The sequence below is a fragment of the Amycolatopsis balhimycina FH 1894 genome (assembly GCF_000384295.1).
Lineage (GTDB): Bacteria > Actinomycetota > Actinomycetes > Mycobacteriales > Pseudonocardiaceae > Amycolatopsis > Amycolatopsis balhimycina.
The window spans coordinates 4,384,754-4,401,440 of sequence record NZ_KB913037.1 but is presented as its reverse complement, the minus strand read 5'-3'; the positions used below and the strand labels follow the sequence as shown (position 1 = coordinate 4,401,440).

At 70.6% G+C, this 16,687-nt stretch carries 14 protein-coding genes; 8 read left to right on the top strand and 6 right to left on the bottom strand.

What is annotated here, in order from left to right:
- The first annotated feature begins 2 nt into the window (after window positions 1–2).
- The gene (locus A3CE_RS0119425; RefSeq protein ID WP_020641775.1) at window positions 3–1,238 is read left to right on the top strand and encodes a DUF445 domain-containing protein; all 1,236 of its coding nucleotides are present in this window, start codon (window positions 3–5) and stop codon (window positions 1,236–1,238) included.
- Here A3CE_RS0119425 and A3CE_RS0119420 read toward each other — a convergent pair.
- Entirely contained in the window at window positions 1,235–1,594 is a 360-nt protein-coding gene (locus tag A3CE_RS0119420) for a winged helix-turn-helix transcriptional regulator (protein WP_020641774.1), read from the bottom strand. The two genes, A3CE_RS0119425 and A3CE_RS0119420, sit on opposite strands and share 4 nt — an antisense overlap.
- A 116-nt stretch (window positions 1,595–1,710) precedes the next feature.
- On the opposite strand from A3CE_RS0119420, the gene A3CE_RS0119415 reads away from it, so the two are divergent.
- The 7 genes from A3CE_RS0119415 (at window position 1,711) to A3CE_RS0119385 (ending at window position 12,504) form a co-directional block, all read left to right on the top strand.
- Entirely contained in the window at window positions 1,711–2,697 is a 987-nt protein-coding gene (locus tag A3CE_RS0119415) for a zinc-dependent alcohol dehydrogenase family protein (RefSeq protein WP_020641773.1), read from the top strand.
- Window positions 2,698–2,801: 104 nt separating this feature from the next.
- Complete coding sequence (locus A3CE_RS0119410; RefSeq protein ID WP_020641772.1) at window positions 2,802–5,747, top strand: patatin-like protein; 2,946 nt, start codon at window positions 2,802–2,804, stop codon at window positions 5,745–5,747.
- 172 nt (window positions 5,748–5,919) lie between these two features.
- Window positions 5,920–6,474, top strand: a complete 555-nt coding sequence (ectA, locus tag A3CE_RS0119405; protein ID WP_342668284.1) for a diaminobutyrate acetyltransferase — start codon at window positions 5,920–5,922, stop codon at window positions 6,472–6,474.
- 16 nt (window positions 6,475–6,490) lie between these two features.
- Window positions 6,491–7,744: a diaminobutyrate--2-oxoglutarate transaminase gene (gene ectB, locus A3CE_RS0119400; RefSeq protein WP_020641770.1), complete on the top strand. Its 1,254-nt coding sequence runs from the start codon at window positions 6,491–6,493 to the stop codon at window positions 7,742–7,744.
- Between the two features lie 11 nt (window positions 7,745–7,755).
- Window positions 7,756–8,148, top strand: coding sequence for an ectoine synthase (locus A3CE_RS0119395; protein WP_003071625.1), 393 nt, complete (start codon window positions 7,756–7,758; stop codon window positions 8,146–8,148).
- Window positions 8,149–8,178: 30 nt separating this feature from the next.
- Window positions 8,179–9,081, top strand: coding sequence for an ectoine hydroxylase (gene thpD, locus A3CE_RS0119390; protein WP_020641769.1), 903 nt, complete (start codon window positions 8,179–8,181; stop codon window positions 9,079–9,081).
- A 645-nt stretch (window positions 9,082–9,726) separates the two neighbouring features.
- On the top strand, window positions 9,727–12,504 hold the full coding sequence (locus A3CE_RS0119385) for an AfsR/SARP family transcriptional regulator (protein ID WP_020641768.1): 2,778 nt from the start codon (window positions 9,727–9,729) through the stop codon (window positions 12,502–12,504).
- Window positions 12,505–12,841: 337 nt separating this feature from the next.
- Here A3CE_RS0119385 and A3CE_RS0119380 read toward each other — a convergent pair whose 3' ends face one another.
- The 5 genes from A3CE_RS0119380 to A3CE_RS0119360 form a co-directional block, all read right to left on the bottom strand.
- A complete protein-coding gene (locus A3CE_RS0119380) occupies window positions 12,842–13,507 on the bottom strand; it encodes a hypothetical protein (RefSeq protein WP_020641767.1) in 666 nt (221 codons plus the stop codon).
- Between the two features lie 306 nt (window positions 13,508–13,813).
- Window positions 13,814–14,698: a hypothetical protein gene (locus A3CE_RS0119375; protein ID WP_020641766.1), complete on the bottom strand. Its 885-nt coding sequence runs from the start codon at window positions 14,696–14,698 to the stop codon at window positions 13,814–13,816.
- Entirely contained in the window at window positions 14,695–15,189 is a 495-nt protein-coding gene (locus A3CE_RS0119370) for a DUF6932 family protein (protein ID WP_020641765.1), read from the bottom strand. Before A3CE_RS0119370 ends, A3CE_RS0119375 begins: the two co-directional genes overlap by 4 nt.
- A 57-nt stretch (window positions 15,190–15,246) precedes the next feature.
- Window positions 15,247–15,630, bottom strand: coding sequence for a hypothetical protein (locus A3CE_RS0119365; RefSeq protein ID WP_020641764.1), 384 nt, complete (start codon window positions 15,628–15,630; stop codon window positions 15,247–15,249).
- Between the two features lie 14 nt (window positions 15,631–15,644).
- Complete coding sequence (locus A3CE_RS0119360) at window positions 15,645–16,382, bottom strand: OmpA family protein (RefSeq protein WP_020641763.1); 738 nt, start codon at window positions 16,380–16,382, stop codon at window positions 15,645–15,647.
- Window positions 16,383–16,687 lie beyond the last annotated feature (305 nt).

Here is a 16,687-nt window from a genome sequence, read left to right as displayed (position 1 = left end):
CGATGGGGGCCTTCCTTGGCGGCATCCTCGCCGACTTCGGGCAGCACTGGCCCCTCTACGTCTCGATCCCGGTCGTGGCCGCGCTGATCGGCTACGGCACGAAGCTCGTCGCGATCCGGATGATGTTCCAGCCGGTGGAGTTCATCGGCCTCAAGCCCTTCCTCGGCTGGCAGGGCATCGTGCCCAAGCGCGCCGCGCGGATGGCGAGCATCGCCTGCGACACGATGACCGAGCAGCTCATCAAGCCGGCCGAGGTCATCGCCCGGCTCGACGCCGCCCGGATCGCCCAGGAGATCGAGAAACCGCTGCTGGCGGGCGTCGAGGACATCGTCCGCGAAGTGGCGGCCCACTACCAGCCGGGACTGTGGGATTCGCTGCCGGTGCGGGTGCAGCGGCTGGTGATCGAGCGCGTCCAGCACGAGTCGCCGCGGATGGTCGCCGCCGTGCTCGACCTGATCAAGTCCGATGTGGACAGTGTGTTCGACCTGAAGGGCATGGTGGTCACCAGCCTGGTCAAGGACAAGCGGCTGCTCAACCGGATCTTCCAGGAGGCGGGCGCGAAGGAGTTCAAGTTCATCGCCCGCTCCGGCCTGGTGTTCGGCGGCGCGATCGGCGTCATCCAGATGGTGGCGTGGATCCTGTTCGAGTTCCCGCCGATCATGCCGGTGTTCGGCCTGTTCACCGGCTGGTTCACCGACTGGCTTGCGCTGCGGATGATCTTCTACCCGATCGAGCCACGCCGCTATTTCGGTGTCCAGTGGCAAGGGCTGTTCCTGAAGCGGCGCGCGGAGGTCGCGGAGGCGTACGGTTCGCTGATCGCGCAGGAGATCATCACGCCGCGCAACGTCATCGAGGCGATCCTCCACGGGCCGCTGTCGGACCGGGTGCTGGCGCTGATCCAGCGCCAGCTCGACCGGGAGCTGGGAAGTGTCGCGAAGCCGTTGCTGGTGTTCGCGGTGGGCAGCCGGAAGTACCAGGACATGAAGCTGGCGATCGCGTCCCAGATCATGTCGCGGCTGCCGGAGACGATGCGCTACATCGAGGATTACGCGACGGACGCGATGGACATCCGGAACGTGCTGGTGTCGAAGATGAAGCAGTTGTCCCCGCACGAGTTCGAGCGCCTCTTGCGGCCGGCCTTCGAGCAGGACGAGTGGATCCTGATCGCGACGGGCGCGGTGCTCGGCTTCGCGGTCGGTGAGGCGCAGGTCCTGATCCTGGAGCACCTGGCCGTTTAGGCGACGTCGAACGCCCGCCGCGCCTCGGCGACCTTCGCCCGGTGCTTCGCCGCCCATGCCGACAACGCGTGCAGCGGCTCGTCCAGCTCGATCGCGTGCGGCGTCATCGTGTACTCGACCCGGGGCGGGACCTCCGGGTAAACCGTCCGCGTCACCAGCCCGTTGCGTTCCAGGCCGCGCAGCGTCAGCGACAGCATCCGCCGGGAGACGCCGGCGAGTGCGCGCTCCAGTTCGCTGAACCGCCGGGGTCCGTCGCCGAGCAGGACCAGGACCCGGATCGCCCATTTGTCGCCCACCAGATCCAGCACCTCGCGCAGGGAGCACATCTCCGCCGGAGGAACTTCGCCGCTGTCCATCGTCGTGACCTCGTTCGTAACAGTCGTGTGCCGTCGTATCAGAAAAGTGCCGTCTTCCTGCGGGAACGCCCCCGGGGCACGATCGATTCCGGCAAGCTCGGCGAAAGGAACCAGGAATGACCAAGACAGTGCGGTTCGCGGGCGAAGGCGGACCGGAAGTGCTGGAGCTCGTGGACGTCGAGCTCGGCGAGCCGGGCCCTGGTGAGCTGCGGCTGCGGGTCGAGGCGATCGGGCTCAACCGTGCCGAGGCGATGTTCCGCGCCGGCCTTTACTTCGAACGCGCCGACGAGTTCCCGGCGAAGCTCGGCTACTCCGCGTCCGGGATCGTCGAAGCGCTCGGCGACGGCGTCACCGCCTTCGAGGTCGGCGACGAGGTCAGCACAGTCGCGGGCTTCTCGATGCGGGACTACGGCGTTTACGGCGAGGCGGCGATCGTGCCCGCGTCCGCCGTGCTCCGGCGTCCCGAAGGGCTCGACGCCGTCGAAACCGTGGCGCTGTGGGGGCCGTTCCTCACCGCGTACGGCGCGCTCGTCGACGAAGGACGTGTACGGCCGGGAGACTTCGTGCTGATCACGGCCGCGTCGAGCAGTGTCGGGCTGGCGACGATCGACGTCGCCAACCACATCGGCGCCATCCCGATCGCCGCGACGCGCACGGCCGCGAAGAAGCAGCGGCTCCTCGACGCGGGCGCCGCGCACGTGATCGTCACCGACGACGAGGACATCACCGGACGCACGCTCGAGATAACCGGCGAGAGGGGCGCGGAGTTCGTCTTCGACGCCGTCGCCGGCGAGGGGGTCCGCAAGCTGGCCGCGGCCACGGCGAAGGGCGGGACGCTCGTCGTCTACGGCGCGCTCGACACGAAGGAAACACCCTTCCCGCTGTGGTTCGTGCCGACGATGCGGCTGTTCAACGCGTTCGACCTGACCCTGGACCCCGGCCGCCTCGCCCGCGCGGAGCACTTCGTCCGCGCCGGCGTCCGGGCCGGGACGTTCCGGCCGCGGGTGGACCGGACGTTCGACCTCACCGCCGTCGCCGAGGCGCACCGCCACCTCGAGGCCAACGGCCAGTTCGGCAAGGTGGTGGTCACCGTGGGGGGCTGAGCGGGCGAGCAAGTCCACCCGAACGGCCGTACACCCGGACGTATCCCCGTGCTCACTTCCGGCCTCTACTGTCCGTCAGGACGACTAGCCGGCAGGGGTGCCCCATGGCCGAAACTGAACCTTGGCAGCAGGAGATCCGCCTGGCCGTGACCATGGTCGGGGGCGCCAGCCTGGCCATCTGGATGGGCGGGGTCGCCACCGAGACGTCGCAATTGCTGCGGGAGTCGCGGGGTGACGCCGAGCCCGGGCTGTACCGGAAGCTCCTCGACGTGCTGCGCGCGACCGTTTCGGTCGACGTCCTGACCGGCACCAGTGCCGGCGGGATCAACGCCGCCTGCCTGGGCCTGGCCGAGGCGTTCGGCTCCACGCCGCAGGTTCTGCGGGACACCTGGATCACCGTCGGCTCGCTGGAGAACCTGATCCGGGATGCCCGCGAGGGCCGGCCGCGGTCGGTGCTCGACGGGGACCGCGTGCTGCTCGGCGACGTCGAGATGGCCCTGCGGGACATCACCGGCAAGGGCACTCCGCCCGCCGAGGAGCCCGACATCACCGTGCTGCTCACCGGCACGATGATCGACGGCGAGACCACCCGGTTCGACGACGCGCTCGGGAACCTGGTGCGCGACACCGAACACCGGATGCTCTTCCGGTTCTGCGGTCCACTGTGGACGAACGGGGTGGAGGGGCCGCTCGCGCTGGCGGCCCGCTCCACCGCGTCGTTCCCCGGCGCGTTCGAGCTGTCCCGGATGCCGGTCGGCGCCGACGGCACCGACCGGCTGCACCCCGACATGACGCCGTACACCGAGCTGACGCGGTCGCACTGGTTGACCGACGGTGGCGTGCTGCTGAACAAGCCGCTGCGGCCGGCGCTGCGCGAGATCTTCGAGCGCCCGTCGCACGCGGACGTCCGGCGGCTGCTGCTCTACGTCGTGCCGACCGGCGAGCGCGAGACCGACGCCGTCGGCTGCGACGCGGCGAACCCGCCGCTGCTGTCGAACGCGATGGCCAAGGTCGTCAACACCGTGATGAGCCAGTCGATCAGCGCCGAGCTGGACGACCTGACCCGGCACAACGACGCCGTGCTCCGCGCCCGGGACACGCGGGTCTCGCTGGCTGCGCTCGGGCTGCGCGGCGGGCCGGAATGCCTGGTGGACGAGCGGATCGCCGCCGCCTACCTCGAGCGGCGGACCGCCGAGGACGCCGCCGAGCTCGTCCGGGTCGCCGCGCGCCGGTACGCACTGTCCGATGCGGACACTCCGGACCGCGAGTGGGCGTCCGGGATGTCGCGGCAGCTGCGCGCGATCGCCGTGACCGGGCTGAGCAGCGGCGTCCCGGCCGGGCCGCCGCCCGCCGCCCTGACGGTGCCCGAGCTGGTCGGTTACCGGACGACCGCGCTCGACGACGCCGTCGCGACCGGCCTGCAGCTGATCAACGCCGGGTTCCGGCTCCGGCCGGACGCCACCCGCGCGAAGGAGCTCAACGACGCGCGCGCCCAGCTGCACGTGGCGCGCCGGACCGCCGGGCGCGGCGTGCGGCTCGCGCAGTGGGTCGCCGCGCACGCCGGGCCCGGCGCGAGCAGCACCCTCGAAGCCTGGATCCGTGAGCTCGCCGAGGAATGGGCGGGCCTTGGTCAGTCGGCGGCGGTCGCCGAGGCGTGGCCGATGGTGATCGCGGGCCTGCGTGCGGCGGCGCCGACACTGCAGGCACTGGCCGCCGAAGACGACGCCGGCACGGTGACCACGCTGCTGAACTGGCTGGCGCTGGGCCCGGACGCCGCGGCCGACGACGTCGTCCAGGCCCGGCTGGTGACGCTGCACGTGGCGACGCGCGGGCTGCTCGCGCAGGCGCCTTCGGTCGACCAGCGGGTCGACTTGGTGCAGGTCAGCGCCGATTCGCGGACGCTGCTGGACATGACGCGGCGCCGGTCGTGGGACAAGCTGACCGGGATGCAGGCGAGCTATTTCGGCGCCTTCTACAAGGCGTCGTGGCGGGCCAGTGACTGGATGTGGGGCCGCGTGGACGGCGCGGGCTGGCTGGCGCAGTGCCTGCTCGACCCGGTCCGCCTGGAGACGCTGCGGGAGATCGTCGGGCGGGACCGGTTCCGCGACGAGCTCGTCGCCGCGTTCGGCCCGCTCTGGCGCAAGCCGGACGAACGGGACCGGTGCACCCCGGCCGAGACGGCCGAGCTGCGCGACCAGCTGACCGCCGAACTGGCGTTCCTCGGGCTCGACGCCGACCTCCAGCCGGTCGAGTTCGAACCCGGCCGGCCACTCAGCATGCCGGTGACGGCCATGGTGCTGGCCCGCGCGCGCCAGGCCGAGATCGCCGCGGAGGAACTGCCGGTCGTCACGCTCGCGTCGCGCTACGACGCCGACGACCGCCGTGGCATCGAGGACGCGCTGAAGGAGGACCTGCCCCGTGCCGACGTCGGGACCGCGCAGGCCCAGTTCCAGGCCTGCCGCGTCTCGGCGGAGAAGCTCGCCGGCGAGCAGGGCACCGCGCGGCTGACCCGGACCCTGGTCGCGCTCGGCGCCGCGACGGTCAACGCCGGGACGGTCGCGTTCCAGTTGCCCGGCGGCTGGCCGCAGACGGTCGCGGGCATGCTGCGGACCGTCGCCAGGAGCACGGCGAAGGTTTCCCAAGGCGCGTCCCGGCTCGGCACGGCGGGCTCGCTCGCGGCCGGCGTGCTGGCCCTGCTGGCCGGGCTGGTGCTCGGCAGCAACGGCGGCTCGGTGCTGCAGTGGGTCGGCCTGCCGGTCCTCGCGGGCGCGGTCGTCTACCTGGCGACGGCCCTGCTCACGACGGGCCGGACCGCGCGGAAGCTGTTCGCCGTGCTCGGCGTCGTCGTCGTCGCGGCGCTGCTGTCGGCGGCGTTCCTGCCCCCGCTGGCCCAGCCGTTCTTCGGCTGGCTCGGCAGCGTGGTGGCGGGCTGGCGGCGCGGCGAAGGCGCCGTGTGGTGGCTGGTGGTCTCCGGACTGCTGATCCTGCCCGCGGTCGTGATGCCGGTGAGCGGGATCTGGCGGCGGATCCGGCACCGCCGCGGCGCCTGATCCGGCCCGTCGCCTTGCGATCAGTCCGGTTTGGGTTCATCGTGCGGGGAGGACGTGCGCCACGAGCACGCGCCCTGGGCGCGTGTGCCCATGCACCATCCGCGTCAAACATGTTTGTGGGACTGCTCACCGGGTACTCCGCGTCGCCGCAGGTCATTGCGGGGGTCGTGAGCTGCGTCGCTGGCGAGCGGAAAATTCTCTGTTACGTTTCCTGAGTATGTCCGTAACGCACTTGATCGAATCCCCGACCAAGGCCGACGGCGCGGAGCTGTGGCGAATCGCGCGTGATTCCGCCAAGCTCGATCTCAACTCGCCGTACGCATACATGCTGTGGTGCCGCGATTTCGCCGAGTCTTCGGTGGTCGCGCGTGAGGACGGCAGGGCGGTCGGTTTCGTCATCGCCTACCGCAGGCCGGACGAGCCCGAGGCGGCGCTCGTCTGGCAGGTCGCGGTCGACGCGTCCCAGCGCGGAAAAGGCCTGGCCGGGGCCCTGCTCGACGCGCTGTACACGCGCCTGGTCGGCGAGGGAGTGCGTTACCTCGAGACCACCATCACCCCGGACAACGAGGCGTCCATCCGGCTGTTCACGTCGTTCGCGAAGCGGTGGAACGCCGCGATGGAAACCAGTGTGCTGTTCGGCGGGGACGAATTCCCCGAAGCCGGGCACCTGGCCGAAGACCTTTACCGCATCGGTCCGCTGACGGCGCCTGCGAATCCGGGCGAGTAGGAGAGAAAGAAACCGCATGAGCATCTTCGAAGAGCTCGAATCCGAAGTCCGCAGCTACAGCCGCGGCTGGCCGGTCGTGTTCGACCGCGCGCAGGGCAGCTGGCTGCACGACGAGAGCGGAAAGCCCTATCTGGACTTCTTCGCCGGGGCCGGCGCGCTCAACTACGGGCACAACAACCCGCGGCTGAAGCAGGCCCTGATCGACTACATCCAGCGTGACGGCGTCACCCACGCGCTCGACATGTTCACCGTGGCCAAGCGCGACTTCCTGCAGACCTTCCGAGACAAGATCCTCGACCCGCGCGGGTACGGCTACAAGGTCGTCTTCCCCGGGCCGGGCGGCGCGAACGCCGTCGAAGCGGCGCTGAAGCTGGCGCGCAAGGTGACCGGCCGCGAGTCGGTCATCAACTTCACCAACGCCTTCCACGGCATGACGCTGGGCGCGTTGTCAGTCACCGGCAACTCGATGAAGCGCGGCGGCGCCGGCGTCCCGCTGGTGCACGCCACCCCGATGCCGTACGACAAGTACTTCGACGGCGCGATGCCGGACTTCCTCTACTTCGAGAAGCTCCTGCAGGACTCCGGCAGCGGGCTCAACGAGCCGGCCGCGGTGATCGTCGAAGGCGTGCAGGGCGAAGGCGGCATCAACGCCGCGCGCCTGGAGTGGCTGAAGGGTCTCGACGACCTCTGCAAGCGCCACAACATCCTGCTGATCCTCGACGACGTCCAGATGGGCTGCGGCCGCACCGGGCCGTTCTTCTCCTTCGAGGACGCCGGGATCACGCCGGACATCGTCTGCCTGTCGAAGTCCATCAGCGGCTACGGCCTCCCGATGGCGTTGACGCTCATCAAGCCGGAGCTCGACGTCTGGGAGCCCGGCGAGCACAACGGCACCTTCCGCGGCATCAGCCCCGCGTTCGTCACCGCGACCGAGGCGATCGACGCCTACTGGAGCGACGACGAGCTCGAGAAGTCGACCAAGGCGAAGGGCGAGCGCATCGCCGCCGCGTTCTCGGGCATCGTCGAGGCCTACCCGGAGGCGAAGCTGTTCGCGAAGGGCCGAGGCCTGGCGCGCGGCATCGAGTTCGCGGACGGTGACCTGGCCGGCCGGGTCTGCGCCGAGGCGTTCGCCCGCGGTCTGCTGATGGAAACCTCCGGCCCCGACGGCGAAGTCATGAAGCTGCTGCCGCCGCTCACGCTGACCGACGACGAGCTCACGCAGGGCTTGTCGATCATCGACGAGTCCATCAAGGCCGTCCTGACCAAGTAAGGGAGTACGCCGTGCTCGTCCGCACGCTCGACGAGATCACCGACACCGACGCCGACATCAAGACCGAGAACTGGCGCAGCAAGCGGATCATCCTCGCCAAGGAGGGCGTCGGCTTCTCGGTGCACGAGACCACGCTGTACGCGGGGACGGTCAACGACTTCTGGTACGCCAACCACATCGAGGCCGTGTTCATCACCTCCGGCGAGGGCGAGATCGAGGACCTGGCCACCGGCAAGGTGTACGAGCTCAAGCCCGGGACGCTGTACCTGCTCAACGACCACGACAAGCACCAGGTCCGGCCGAAGACCGAGATCAAGTGCGTGTGCGTGTTCAACCCCCCGGTGACCGGCCGCGAGGTGCACGACGAAAACGGTGTGTACCCGCTGATCACCGAGGACGCGTAGGAACCGGCGAGGAATCAGGAGGCGAAGCCCGTGACGCTGACGGACACCCGGGTCGACGACCGCTACCCGACCCGGATCACCGGTACGCCGGCGCAGCTGCCGCGCGTGCACCCCACCGTGTGGGGTACCGAAGCCGACGGCCCGATCGACGCCGCGACGCTGGCGAACCACGAGACCAAGGGTTACACCGTGGTCGAGGACACGCTCTCCGTCGGAGAGGTCCAGACGTACTGGCAGGAGCTGGTGCGGCTGTCCTCCGACCGGGAGCTCGCCCAGGACGAGCGCGTGATCGCCGAGGCGAAGACCGGTGAGGTCCGGTCGATCTTCGACGTCCACGAAATCTCGGACCTGATCGCCGAGCTGGTGCGCGACCCGCGCGTGCTGGACCGGGCCCGGCAGCTGCTGGGCTCCGAGGTGTACCTCCACCAGAGCCGCGTCAACTACATGCCGGGGTTCAAGGGCACCGGGTTCTACTGGCACTCGGACTTCGAAACCTGGCACGCGGAGGACGGCATGCCGTCCCCGCGCGCGGTCAGCTGCTCCATCGCGCTGACGGACAACCACCCGTTCAACGGCGGCCTGATGATCATGCCGGGTTCGCACCGGACGTTCGTCCAGTGCGCCGGCGAGACGCCGGACGACAACTACAAGAGCTCGCTCAAGGACCAGCGGGTCGGCGTGCCGAACGAGGACGACATCACGAAGATGGCGGCCGAGTACGGCATCGACCAGTTCACCGGCCAGGCGGGCTCGGCGCTGTGGTTCGACTCGAACATCATGCACGGCTCCGGGAACAACATCACCCCGTACCCGCGCTCGAACATCTTCCTGGTGTTCAACAGCGTGGAGAACGCCCTGCGGGAGCCGTTCGCGGCGAGCACCCCGCGGCCCGCCTTCATCGCCGGACGCGATTCGACGCCGATCTCGCGCTGAGTCATTCCGGGGCTTCGCCCCGGGGCTGGGGGCTTCGCCACCCGGAGCCCCGAAAGACGCTGAGTCATTCCGGGGCTTCGCCCCGGGGCCGGGGGCTCCGCCACCCGGAGCCCCCGAAAGACGTTGAGCCTTCTGTGAGAAAAGGTCATTCGGGACACGACCTGACCCGGCGGTGACTGATCCGGTGCGCTTTGTTACCGTGTCGCCACCGTGCGGACGTGTGGTCCGCGCAACACGTCTTCGCGGACGACCGGCGGTGCTTCGCTCGGGGTGAGCCCACCCGCCCGGTAGCCCTCGGCGGCGGACGGGCGGACCGTGCCCCCAGGCGGCCCGGCCGGAGCTCCAGCACGACCCCGTACCACCGGATCGGGACCGGTGGTACGGGGTCGTGTCATATCCGGCCCAGTCAACCCGGTCCAGTCCAGTCAACCCGGCAAAAGCCGTGAATGGCACATTGAAGGACTCTAAGTCCTTCAATGTGCCATTCACGGACTTGCTGTTCGCCGAAGGGGATGTCGCAGGTCGTCCGGGTCCTCGCTGCGGAATTCGGAGAACCACCAAAACACCTGGTACCGGCGCTGCCCGGCAGCCGGTGCCCACGGTAGGTTTGATTCTCCGGCGAGACCTGGGGAGGTGGCCGCGAGCATGGCCCGAACCCGGCTCCAGCTGCTCGGCCCGGTCCAGCTGTTCCGCGGTGACGACCCCGTCCCGATCGGCGGTCCCGGCGTCCGCGGCCTGCTCGCGCTGCTGGCCCTCAAGCCCGGCAAGGTCGTCGGGCTCGACGAGATCATCGACGCGCTGTGGGGCCACAACCCGCCGGCGACCGCGCGCACCATCGTCCACGGCAACGTCTCGCACCTGCGGCGGATCCTGCGCGAAATCGACGGTCCCGGCATCCACACCACCCCGCCGGGGTACCGGCTGGACGCCGAGCCCGGCTGGATCGACGTCCACCGGGCGCGCACGCTGCTCGACCGCGCGGCGGAGGCCGGTCCGGAGGTCGCGGCTCCGCTGCTCGCCGAAGCGCTCGCGCTGTGGCAGGGCCCCGCGCTGGGCGGGGTGCCCGACTCCCTGCAGGCTCCCGAGCTGGAGGACCTCCGCCTCGCCGTGCACGGCGCCCGCGTCGACGCCGACCTCGGACTCGGCAGGCACGCGGAGCTGATCGTCGAGCTGAGCCCGATCGTCCGGGCCGATCCGCTGGCCGAGCGGACCGCGGGCCAGCTGATGCGGGCGCTGTACCACGCCGGGCGGCGCGGGGACGCGCTCGAGCTGTACCGGACCGTCTCGCGCGCCACTCTCCGCACGCTGGGCGTCGAGCCCGGTGCCGAGCTGCGGTGGCTGCACGAGCGCGTGCTCAACGACGACCTGCCGCCGCTTTCCCGTGAAAGCTCCCACCTGGGGGCGGCACTTTCCCGTGAAAGTGCCGTCGTCGACGAGCCCGTGAGGGCGATTTCCCAGCTGCCCGCCGCGGTGCCCAGCCTGGCCGGCCGCGGCGACGAGCTGGCCTGGCTCGACGGCCTGGTCACCCGCGCCGAGGCCGGGCAGACCACGATCGCCGTGGTCAGCGGCACCGCCGGGGTCGGCAAGAGCACGCTGGTCGTGTGGTGGGCGCACCGGATCGCGCGGCGGTTCCCGGACGGCGTCCTGTTCGCGTCCCTGCGCGGCTTCGACCCGCACCACCCGCCGCTGGAGCCGGCCGAGCTGCTCACGCAGTTCCTGCTGGGCCTCGGCGTCGAAACCGCGAACATCCCGGAACTGCTGCACGAGCGCGTCGCGCTGTACCGGTCGCTGATCGCCGGACGGCGGATGCTGGTGCTGCTCGACGACGCCCGGACCGCCGAGCAGGTGCGCCCGCTGCTGCCGCCGAGCGCGCGGACGATGACGGTGGTGACCAGCCGGTCGCGCCTCGACGGGCTCGCCGTGTCGAACGCGGCCAGGCAGCGGGTGCTCGGCACGCTCGCCCCCGACGACGCCGTGGCGCTCATCGAGGAGCTCGCCGGGCCGGCCAGCCTCAACCACGCCCTCGCACGGCTGTGCGGCTACCTCCCGCTCGCGCTCCGGATCGCGGGCGCGCGGCTCTCGGCGAGCGCGCAGCGCACCGCGGAGGAGCTGGTCGACGAGCTCGGCAACGAGCGCACCCGGCTGGCGGGGCTGCAGGTCGAGGGCGCCGAGGACGGCGTGCGCGCGGCGTTCGACGTCTCCTTCCGCGGCCTGCCCGGCGAAATCGCCGAGACGTTCCTCCAGCTGGGCGCGGTGCCCGGGGTGATGGTGGGGCCGCACCTGATGGCCGCGGTCGCGCAGATCCCGGTGGCCGAGGCTCGCCGCCGGCTGCGCGCGCTGGCCGCGCACAACCTCATCGCCGAGACCGAGCGGGACGTCTTCGTGCCGCACGACCTCGTCGCGGTCTACCTGCGTGAGCTCGCGGAACAGGAGCTCGGCGACAAGGAACGCGACGAAGCACTCGGCTGGACGGTCCGCTACTACCAGGCGGTGGCCGACCGGGCGCGGCGCCTGCTGGGCCGCGTCACCGATCCGCTCGACTTCGCGGGCGTGCTCGCCGAAGACGCGATGCCGCCGCTGGCCGGCTTCGCCGAGGCGCAGGAGTGGTTCGCGGCCGAGTGGCCGAACCTCCTCGCGGTCCTCGACGCCGCGTATGCCGCGGGTCGCCACGACGACGTTTGGCAGCTGGCCCGGCTCGGGCACACCTACCGGGTCGCCTGCCCGCTGCCGGACGAATGGACGCGGATGGCCGACCTCGGCGTCGACGCCGCCGAAGCCGCGGGTGACGTCGCCGGGCAGTGCTGGCTGCGGCTCGCGCGGTGCGAGATCGCGCTGACCTTCGAGCTGCCGGGCTTCGGCCTCGCCGACGCCGAGCGGGCGGCGGAGCTGTCCGCCGGGCTTACCGACGAGCGCCTGGTGACCTCGGCCGACCTGCACCTCGGCCGCGCGCTGAGCCGGCTCGGCGAACACGACAAGGCCATCGAGCGGCTGGCCAAAGCCGTCGAAGAAGCCCCCGACGTCACGCTGCGCGGGCAGGCGCTCAGCAGCTGCGCGCAGGCGGAGAAGCGGGCAGGACGGCTGTCCGACGCGATCGCCCACCAGCTCGACGGCCTGCGCGTCGACCGCGAACTGGGCGACGACGGCCAGGTCGTCGGCTCGCTGGACAAGCTGGCCGAGCTCAGCCTGCGGGCCGGCGACCACACGGCGGCCGAGAGGTACGTCTGGGAGGCGATCGACCTGGCGATCAGCCGCGAGTTCGTCGCGCGGGAGGGCGCGCTGCGGCTGACCTTGGGCCGGGTGTTGCGGGCCAAGGGCGACATCGACGGTGCGCGGGAACAACTCGCGATGTCCGTGCGCATTTACGAGCGGGCGCACCCGAAGCTCGTCGGTGAGGTGCGTGCCGAACTCGCCGAACTCCGGTGAGAGTATTCCTATTTTTTCGAACTGCGACAACTCGGTGTCGGCCGTTCGGATTTATGGAGACCATTTCGGTTGCGAATGGGTCACGACCCGGTCGCACCGGTCAATCCTTAGTGGATTCTTAGTGGGTGCGGGCGGCGTCCGCGTAGGTTCGGCGGTGCCGGCAGAGCCCTAGGGGAGGGGCAGGCTGAGACGCCGGCGCCGGGCCCCGCGCGGGAAACCGCGGCGGGGCCGGGAGCCGCCAGGAGCGGCTCGTGGCGGCCCGGCCGGCCGACGTGGGGGTAGGCCGGCCGGTCGCCAGGCGGTTCTCCCGCGATTTGCCGCGATTTGCGTGAAGGAGTCAGCCGACGTTCGCGGTGCAGAGCGCGATCGTCGTTCCGCTGTTTTCCGCGACCTTCTTGCCGTCGACCAGAATCGCGCAGCTGATTATGTTGTTCACGTTCGAATTGCGGGTGTCCGCGGTGAGCGTCAACAGGTACGAGCCGTTGTTGTAGGAGGCCTGGCCTTCCCAGGCGTCGGTGCTCGCGGGCGCGTTTTCCGTGCGCTGGTCGCTGAGGCTGCCGAACCGGACGGTCGCGCCACCCGCCGAGCTGACCTGGAAGACCACGGAGTGCTTGTCGCCGGCCACCGCGGGCAGGTGCAGCCCGCCCTCGCCGCCGCCGATGAAGGTCGAATACAGCAGCGCCCCGGCCGTGGTGAGCAGCGCGACGACCGTGACGGCGGTGGCGGTGATCGCCAGCCCGCGGTCGCCCACGGTGCCCTTCTTGACCTGGGTCAGCCCGACGATCGCCAGGACGAGCCCGATCCCGCCCAGCGGCCACGCGACGAACTCGACGTCCGGGACGAAGGTGACGACGATGGCGGCCACGCCGAGCAGCAGGCCGATGATGGCGAGGATGTTCCGGCGGGGCCGCGCGTTGGCCTGACGACGCTCCGTGGCCGTCACCGGCGGCGCGGGTCTGCCGTGGCGCGCGGTGGCCGGCGGGTACTGCGGGTCGGTCATCATGCGGGCCCCTTCGGGTGGGAGTGCGACGACGTTAACCCATAAGTGTGGCCCAGAACGAAATTGTTACATTCTGGAAAAAGTCATTGTCCCACCATTTTGTGTCAGGTATCGGTATTTCCTGACATCGCGCGCAGGGTGTGGCCCGGTGATCAATGGGATGAATATCGGAAGTCCCACTGTTCAGCACGGCCTTTCGCGACCTCGCAGCGGGTATCGTAAGTACCGTACGGGCATACCGGCACCACCGTGAGGCCTACGACGTCGGTAGGTACCGGTGTTCAAGACGAAAGTCGCATACCGGACTTCTCAGTCGAAAAGACTGACTTCCGGGCTGATTTCGAGGAGTTCGAAGACGGGCCGCCCGCGGCGGCCGTCGATCGTCGTCGTGCGCACGACGCGCAACCTGGCCGTAACCGGGCGGTCGAGGTTTTCCTTGATCTCGTCGAGCAGGTCCGGCGCGACCGCGCCCTGGATCGTCCCGCCCGACTCGCGGTCGAGGTAGAAGATGCGCCGCCGGGTCCGGACGCCGTCGAGCCGCCCGCGCACGGTCTCGTAGCCGACCTCTTCGCGGGATTCGCGGAGGCTGCCCTGCAGGATCCGGGCCTGTTCGGTCGTCATGCTGCGCGTGACCTGCTCGCCCGAGGTCGGGGTCAGCGCCATCCCGATGCCGGCGTTCTTCGCGACGGCGTTGACGATGTCGCTCACCGCGTTGCGGACCGTGTCGCGCTGGAGCAGCACGGCGTCGAGCGCGCCGTCGTCCGAGCCGTTCGCCGGCAGGAAGTCGCACAGTTCCTTGACCGCGCGCTCGGACAGCGTCTCGATGCCGTCGATGATCAGCGCGTCGTCGGAGACGTCGAGCTCCGGGAAGCCGAAGAAGATCGCGTTGCCCGCCTGGCCCCGCTGGATCAGCGGCGCCTTGTCCCGGTCGTTCTGCTGGACCTGGGTGACCTCGCCGGACGGGTTCCGGATGATGTGCCCGATCTTCGCGGTCGCGTCCTGCAGGGCGCGGCTGATGTCGGAGAAGGTGTAGGCGTCGATGGTCTGCTCGCCGATCACCGAGACGTGCAGCAGCGGCGACCGGGACGTCCGCTCGAACTTGGCGTTGGCGGCCATCGCCGACGCGCGGGCCAGGTCGTCGAGCCAAGTGCCGCCGGGGATCTCGTCGGCGATGCGCCGGAACTCGTTCCTCACCAGATCATCTCCGGGTAGCCCCTGCCGCCCTCGACCATGCTGCCGCCCTCGGCCCAGACCTCGGCCCACACGTCCTCGTCGCCGGGGCGGCACAGGAAGCCGTCCAGCATGCCCCCGACCGGTTGCACCTGATCGAGGTACATCGCGGGCTGCCCGACGATCACCCCGCGCAGCGTGAGCAGGCCGTACAGCGCCGAGCGGCCGGCGTCGTCGAGCCGTTTGAGCGCACCCCACTCGTCCGGGATGAGGACGACGTCGAGGCTTTGCGGCGGGTGCGCGGTCCGCATGACGAGCTCGCCGCCGATCCAGGCCCGGCCGGACGGGATGATCCGCCGGGCCACGCCGAGATAGCTGTTGAGCGCGCTGAACAGGATTTCGCGATCGTTCTGGTGCGGGGCGTCGAACACCAGGCGTTCGTAGACGTCGGCGAGGTCGCCGGCGTGCCGGCCCGGCGGCAGGACCTGCTGCGACGTCCAATGGGGGAGCGCCACGCCACCCCCTCCTCAGCCCTCGCTCACAGTGCGTAGCCGAATTTACCAGGATGGGTGTCAGCCACCGCGCCCAGGCTGGTGCGGCCACTGCGGGTCGGCCTCCGGCCAGGCCGGCTCCTCCTCGGTGGGCCAGTCCTCGGCTTCCGGCCCGCGCTGCGGCGGCAGCGGAAGCCGTCCTTCGCGGTGGCCGACGGGCTCGGGGGCGTCGACGTCCTGGCCGGGTTCCCGGGGCGGGTGCTGCGCCCAGGCGGCGGGGATGAACTGGGTCTGCTCGGCCGCCGACGGCTCCGGCTCGTACCGCGGCTCGGGCGGGGGCTCGGGCTCGGGGCGTGGCGAGGGCTTGGGGCGTTGCGCGGCGCGCAGGACGAGCCACGAGGTGAGCGCACCGAGGGCGAAGGCGACGATCAGCCACAGCCAAATCTGCCCGAACAGCCACATCATCTGTGCATCACCCCTCAAACGACCGTGATTTCGACGCGCCGGTCCTCTTCGCCGCCGGTGGCCGGCCGGGCGTCGCCCAGCCCCCGGTAGGTCACGCGCTTGGCCGTCAGCCCGTTGGTGGTGAGGACCCGCGTGACGGCCCGGGCGCGGTCCCGGGACAGCTTCAGCGCGGCGCTCTCGCCGCCGGGGCCCCGGGCGACGTGGCCGGTGACCCGGTACCGGAAGTCCGCCGGGGCCTTGGCGAGCGCGATGGCGATGTCACGGGCGGCCTGTTCGCCTTCGGGCGTGAGCCGGGCGGTGTCCGGAACGAAGCTGATCGGCGTCTCGGTGAGCATCCGGTCGATCTCGGCCTGCACACCGGCCTTGTCGGTGGGCGGCGGCGCGGTGGTGCTGGTGGTCGGCGGCGGGCTGCTCGGCGCACTGCTCGGACTCGGGCTCGGACTCGGCGCCGGGCTGGGGACGAGGGGGACGACGTCGCCGTCGAACCGGGCGGCCCGCACCCCGTCGACGCCCTGGACGACATCGAGGGCGCGAAGGGCGTCCCAGGGCGGAAAGCCGCTGAGGGTGGCATCCCGCCCGTCGAAGCTGACGTTGCCGGCGGGCAACCCGGCGGCGACCAGCGCGGCCCGGGCCCGATCGGCGAGGTTCCGCTGGATGGCCCCGCCCTGAACCCAGGTCACGGCCCCCGCGAGCAGTGCCGTGACCAGCACCGCGATCGGGATCACGAGGATCCAGCGCCGACCACCGGACATAAAGGGACTGTAAGCCGGGCGAAGCGGGATGGCGACCTGAATCCGGGTGGTGATCCACAAGTTGTCCCCAGGCAAGTCGACATGTGGACAACTGCGGGGGTTGTGAGCGGTTGGGCACTTTCTGTCAGAGTGGGCCGATAGACTGGACTCGGGGCCGCCCCCCAGGGCGGGTGGGGGTCTGTCTGGTGGAGCTGCCGCAGTGCTGTGAACGACTCTTTCCTGACGTCCGACGCCAGGAAAGGGTCGTTCACTACGCCGCGGCAGCGCCCGGTCTCACCTGAGCAGCAAAAAGCCGTGAAGGCCAC

Coding starts and splice junctions, on each gene's coding strand:
- A3CE_RS0119425 (WP_020641775.1), top strand. CDS start 3: ATGGGGGCCTTCCTTGGCGGCATCCTCGCCGACTTCGGGCAGCACTGG.
- A3CE_RS0119420 (WP_020641774.1), bottom strand. CDS start 1,594: ATGGACAGCGGCGAAGTTCCTCCGGCGGAGATGTGCTCCCTGCGCGAG.
- A3CE_RS0119415 (WP_020641773.1), top strand. CDS start 1,711: ATGACCAAGACAGTGCGGTTCGCGGGCGAAGGCGGACCGGAAGTGCTG.
- A3CE_RS0119410 (WP_020641772.1), top strand. CDS start 2,802: ATGGCCGAAACTGAACCTTGGCAGCAGGAGATCCGCCTGGCCGTGACC.
- ectB (WP_020641770.1), top strand. CDS start 6,491: ATGAGCATCTTCGAAGAGCTCGAATCCGAAGTCCGCAGCTACAGCCGC.
- A3CE_RS0119385 (WP_020641768.1), top strand. CDS start 9,727: ATGGCCCGAACCCGGCTCCAGCTGCTCGGCCCGGTCCAGCTGTTCCGC.
- A3CE_RS0119380 (WP_020641767.1), bottom strand. CDS start 13,507: ATGATGACCGACCCGCAGTACCCGCCGGCCACCGCGCGCCACGGCAGA.
- A3CE_RS0119365 (WP_020641764.1), bottom strand. CDS start 15,630: ATGATGTGGCTGTTCGGGCAGATTTGGCTGTGGCTGATCGTCGCCTTC.
- A3CE_RS0119360 (WP_020641763.1), bottom strand. CDS start 16,382: ATGTCCGGTGGTCGGCGCTGGATCCTCGTGATCCCGATCGCGGTGCTG.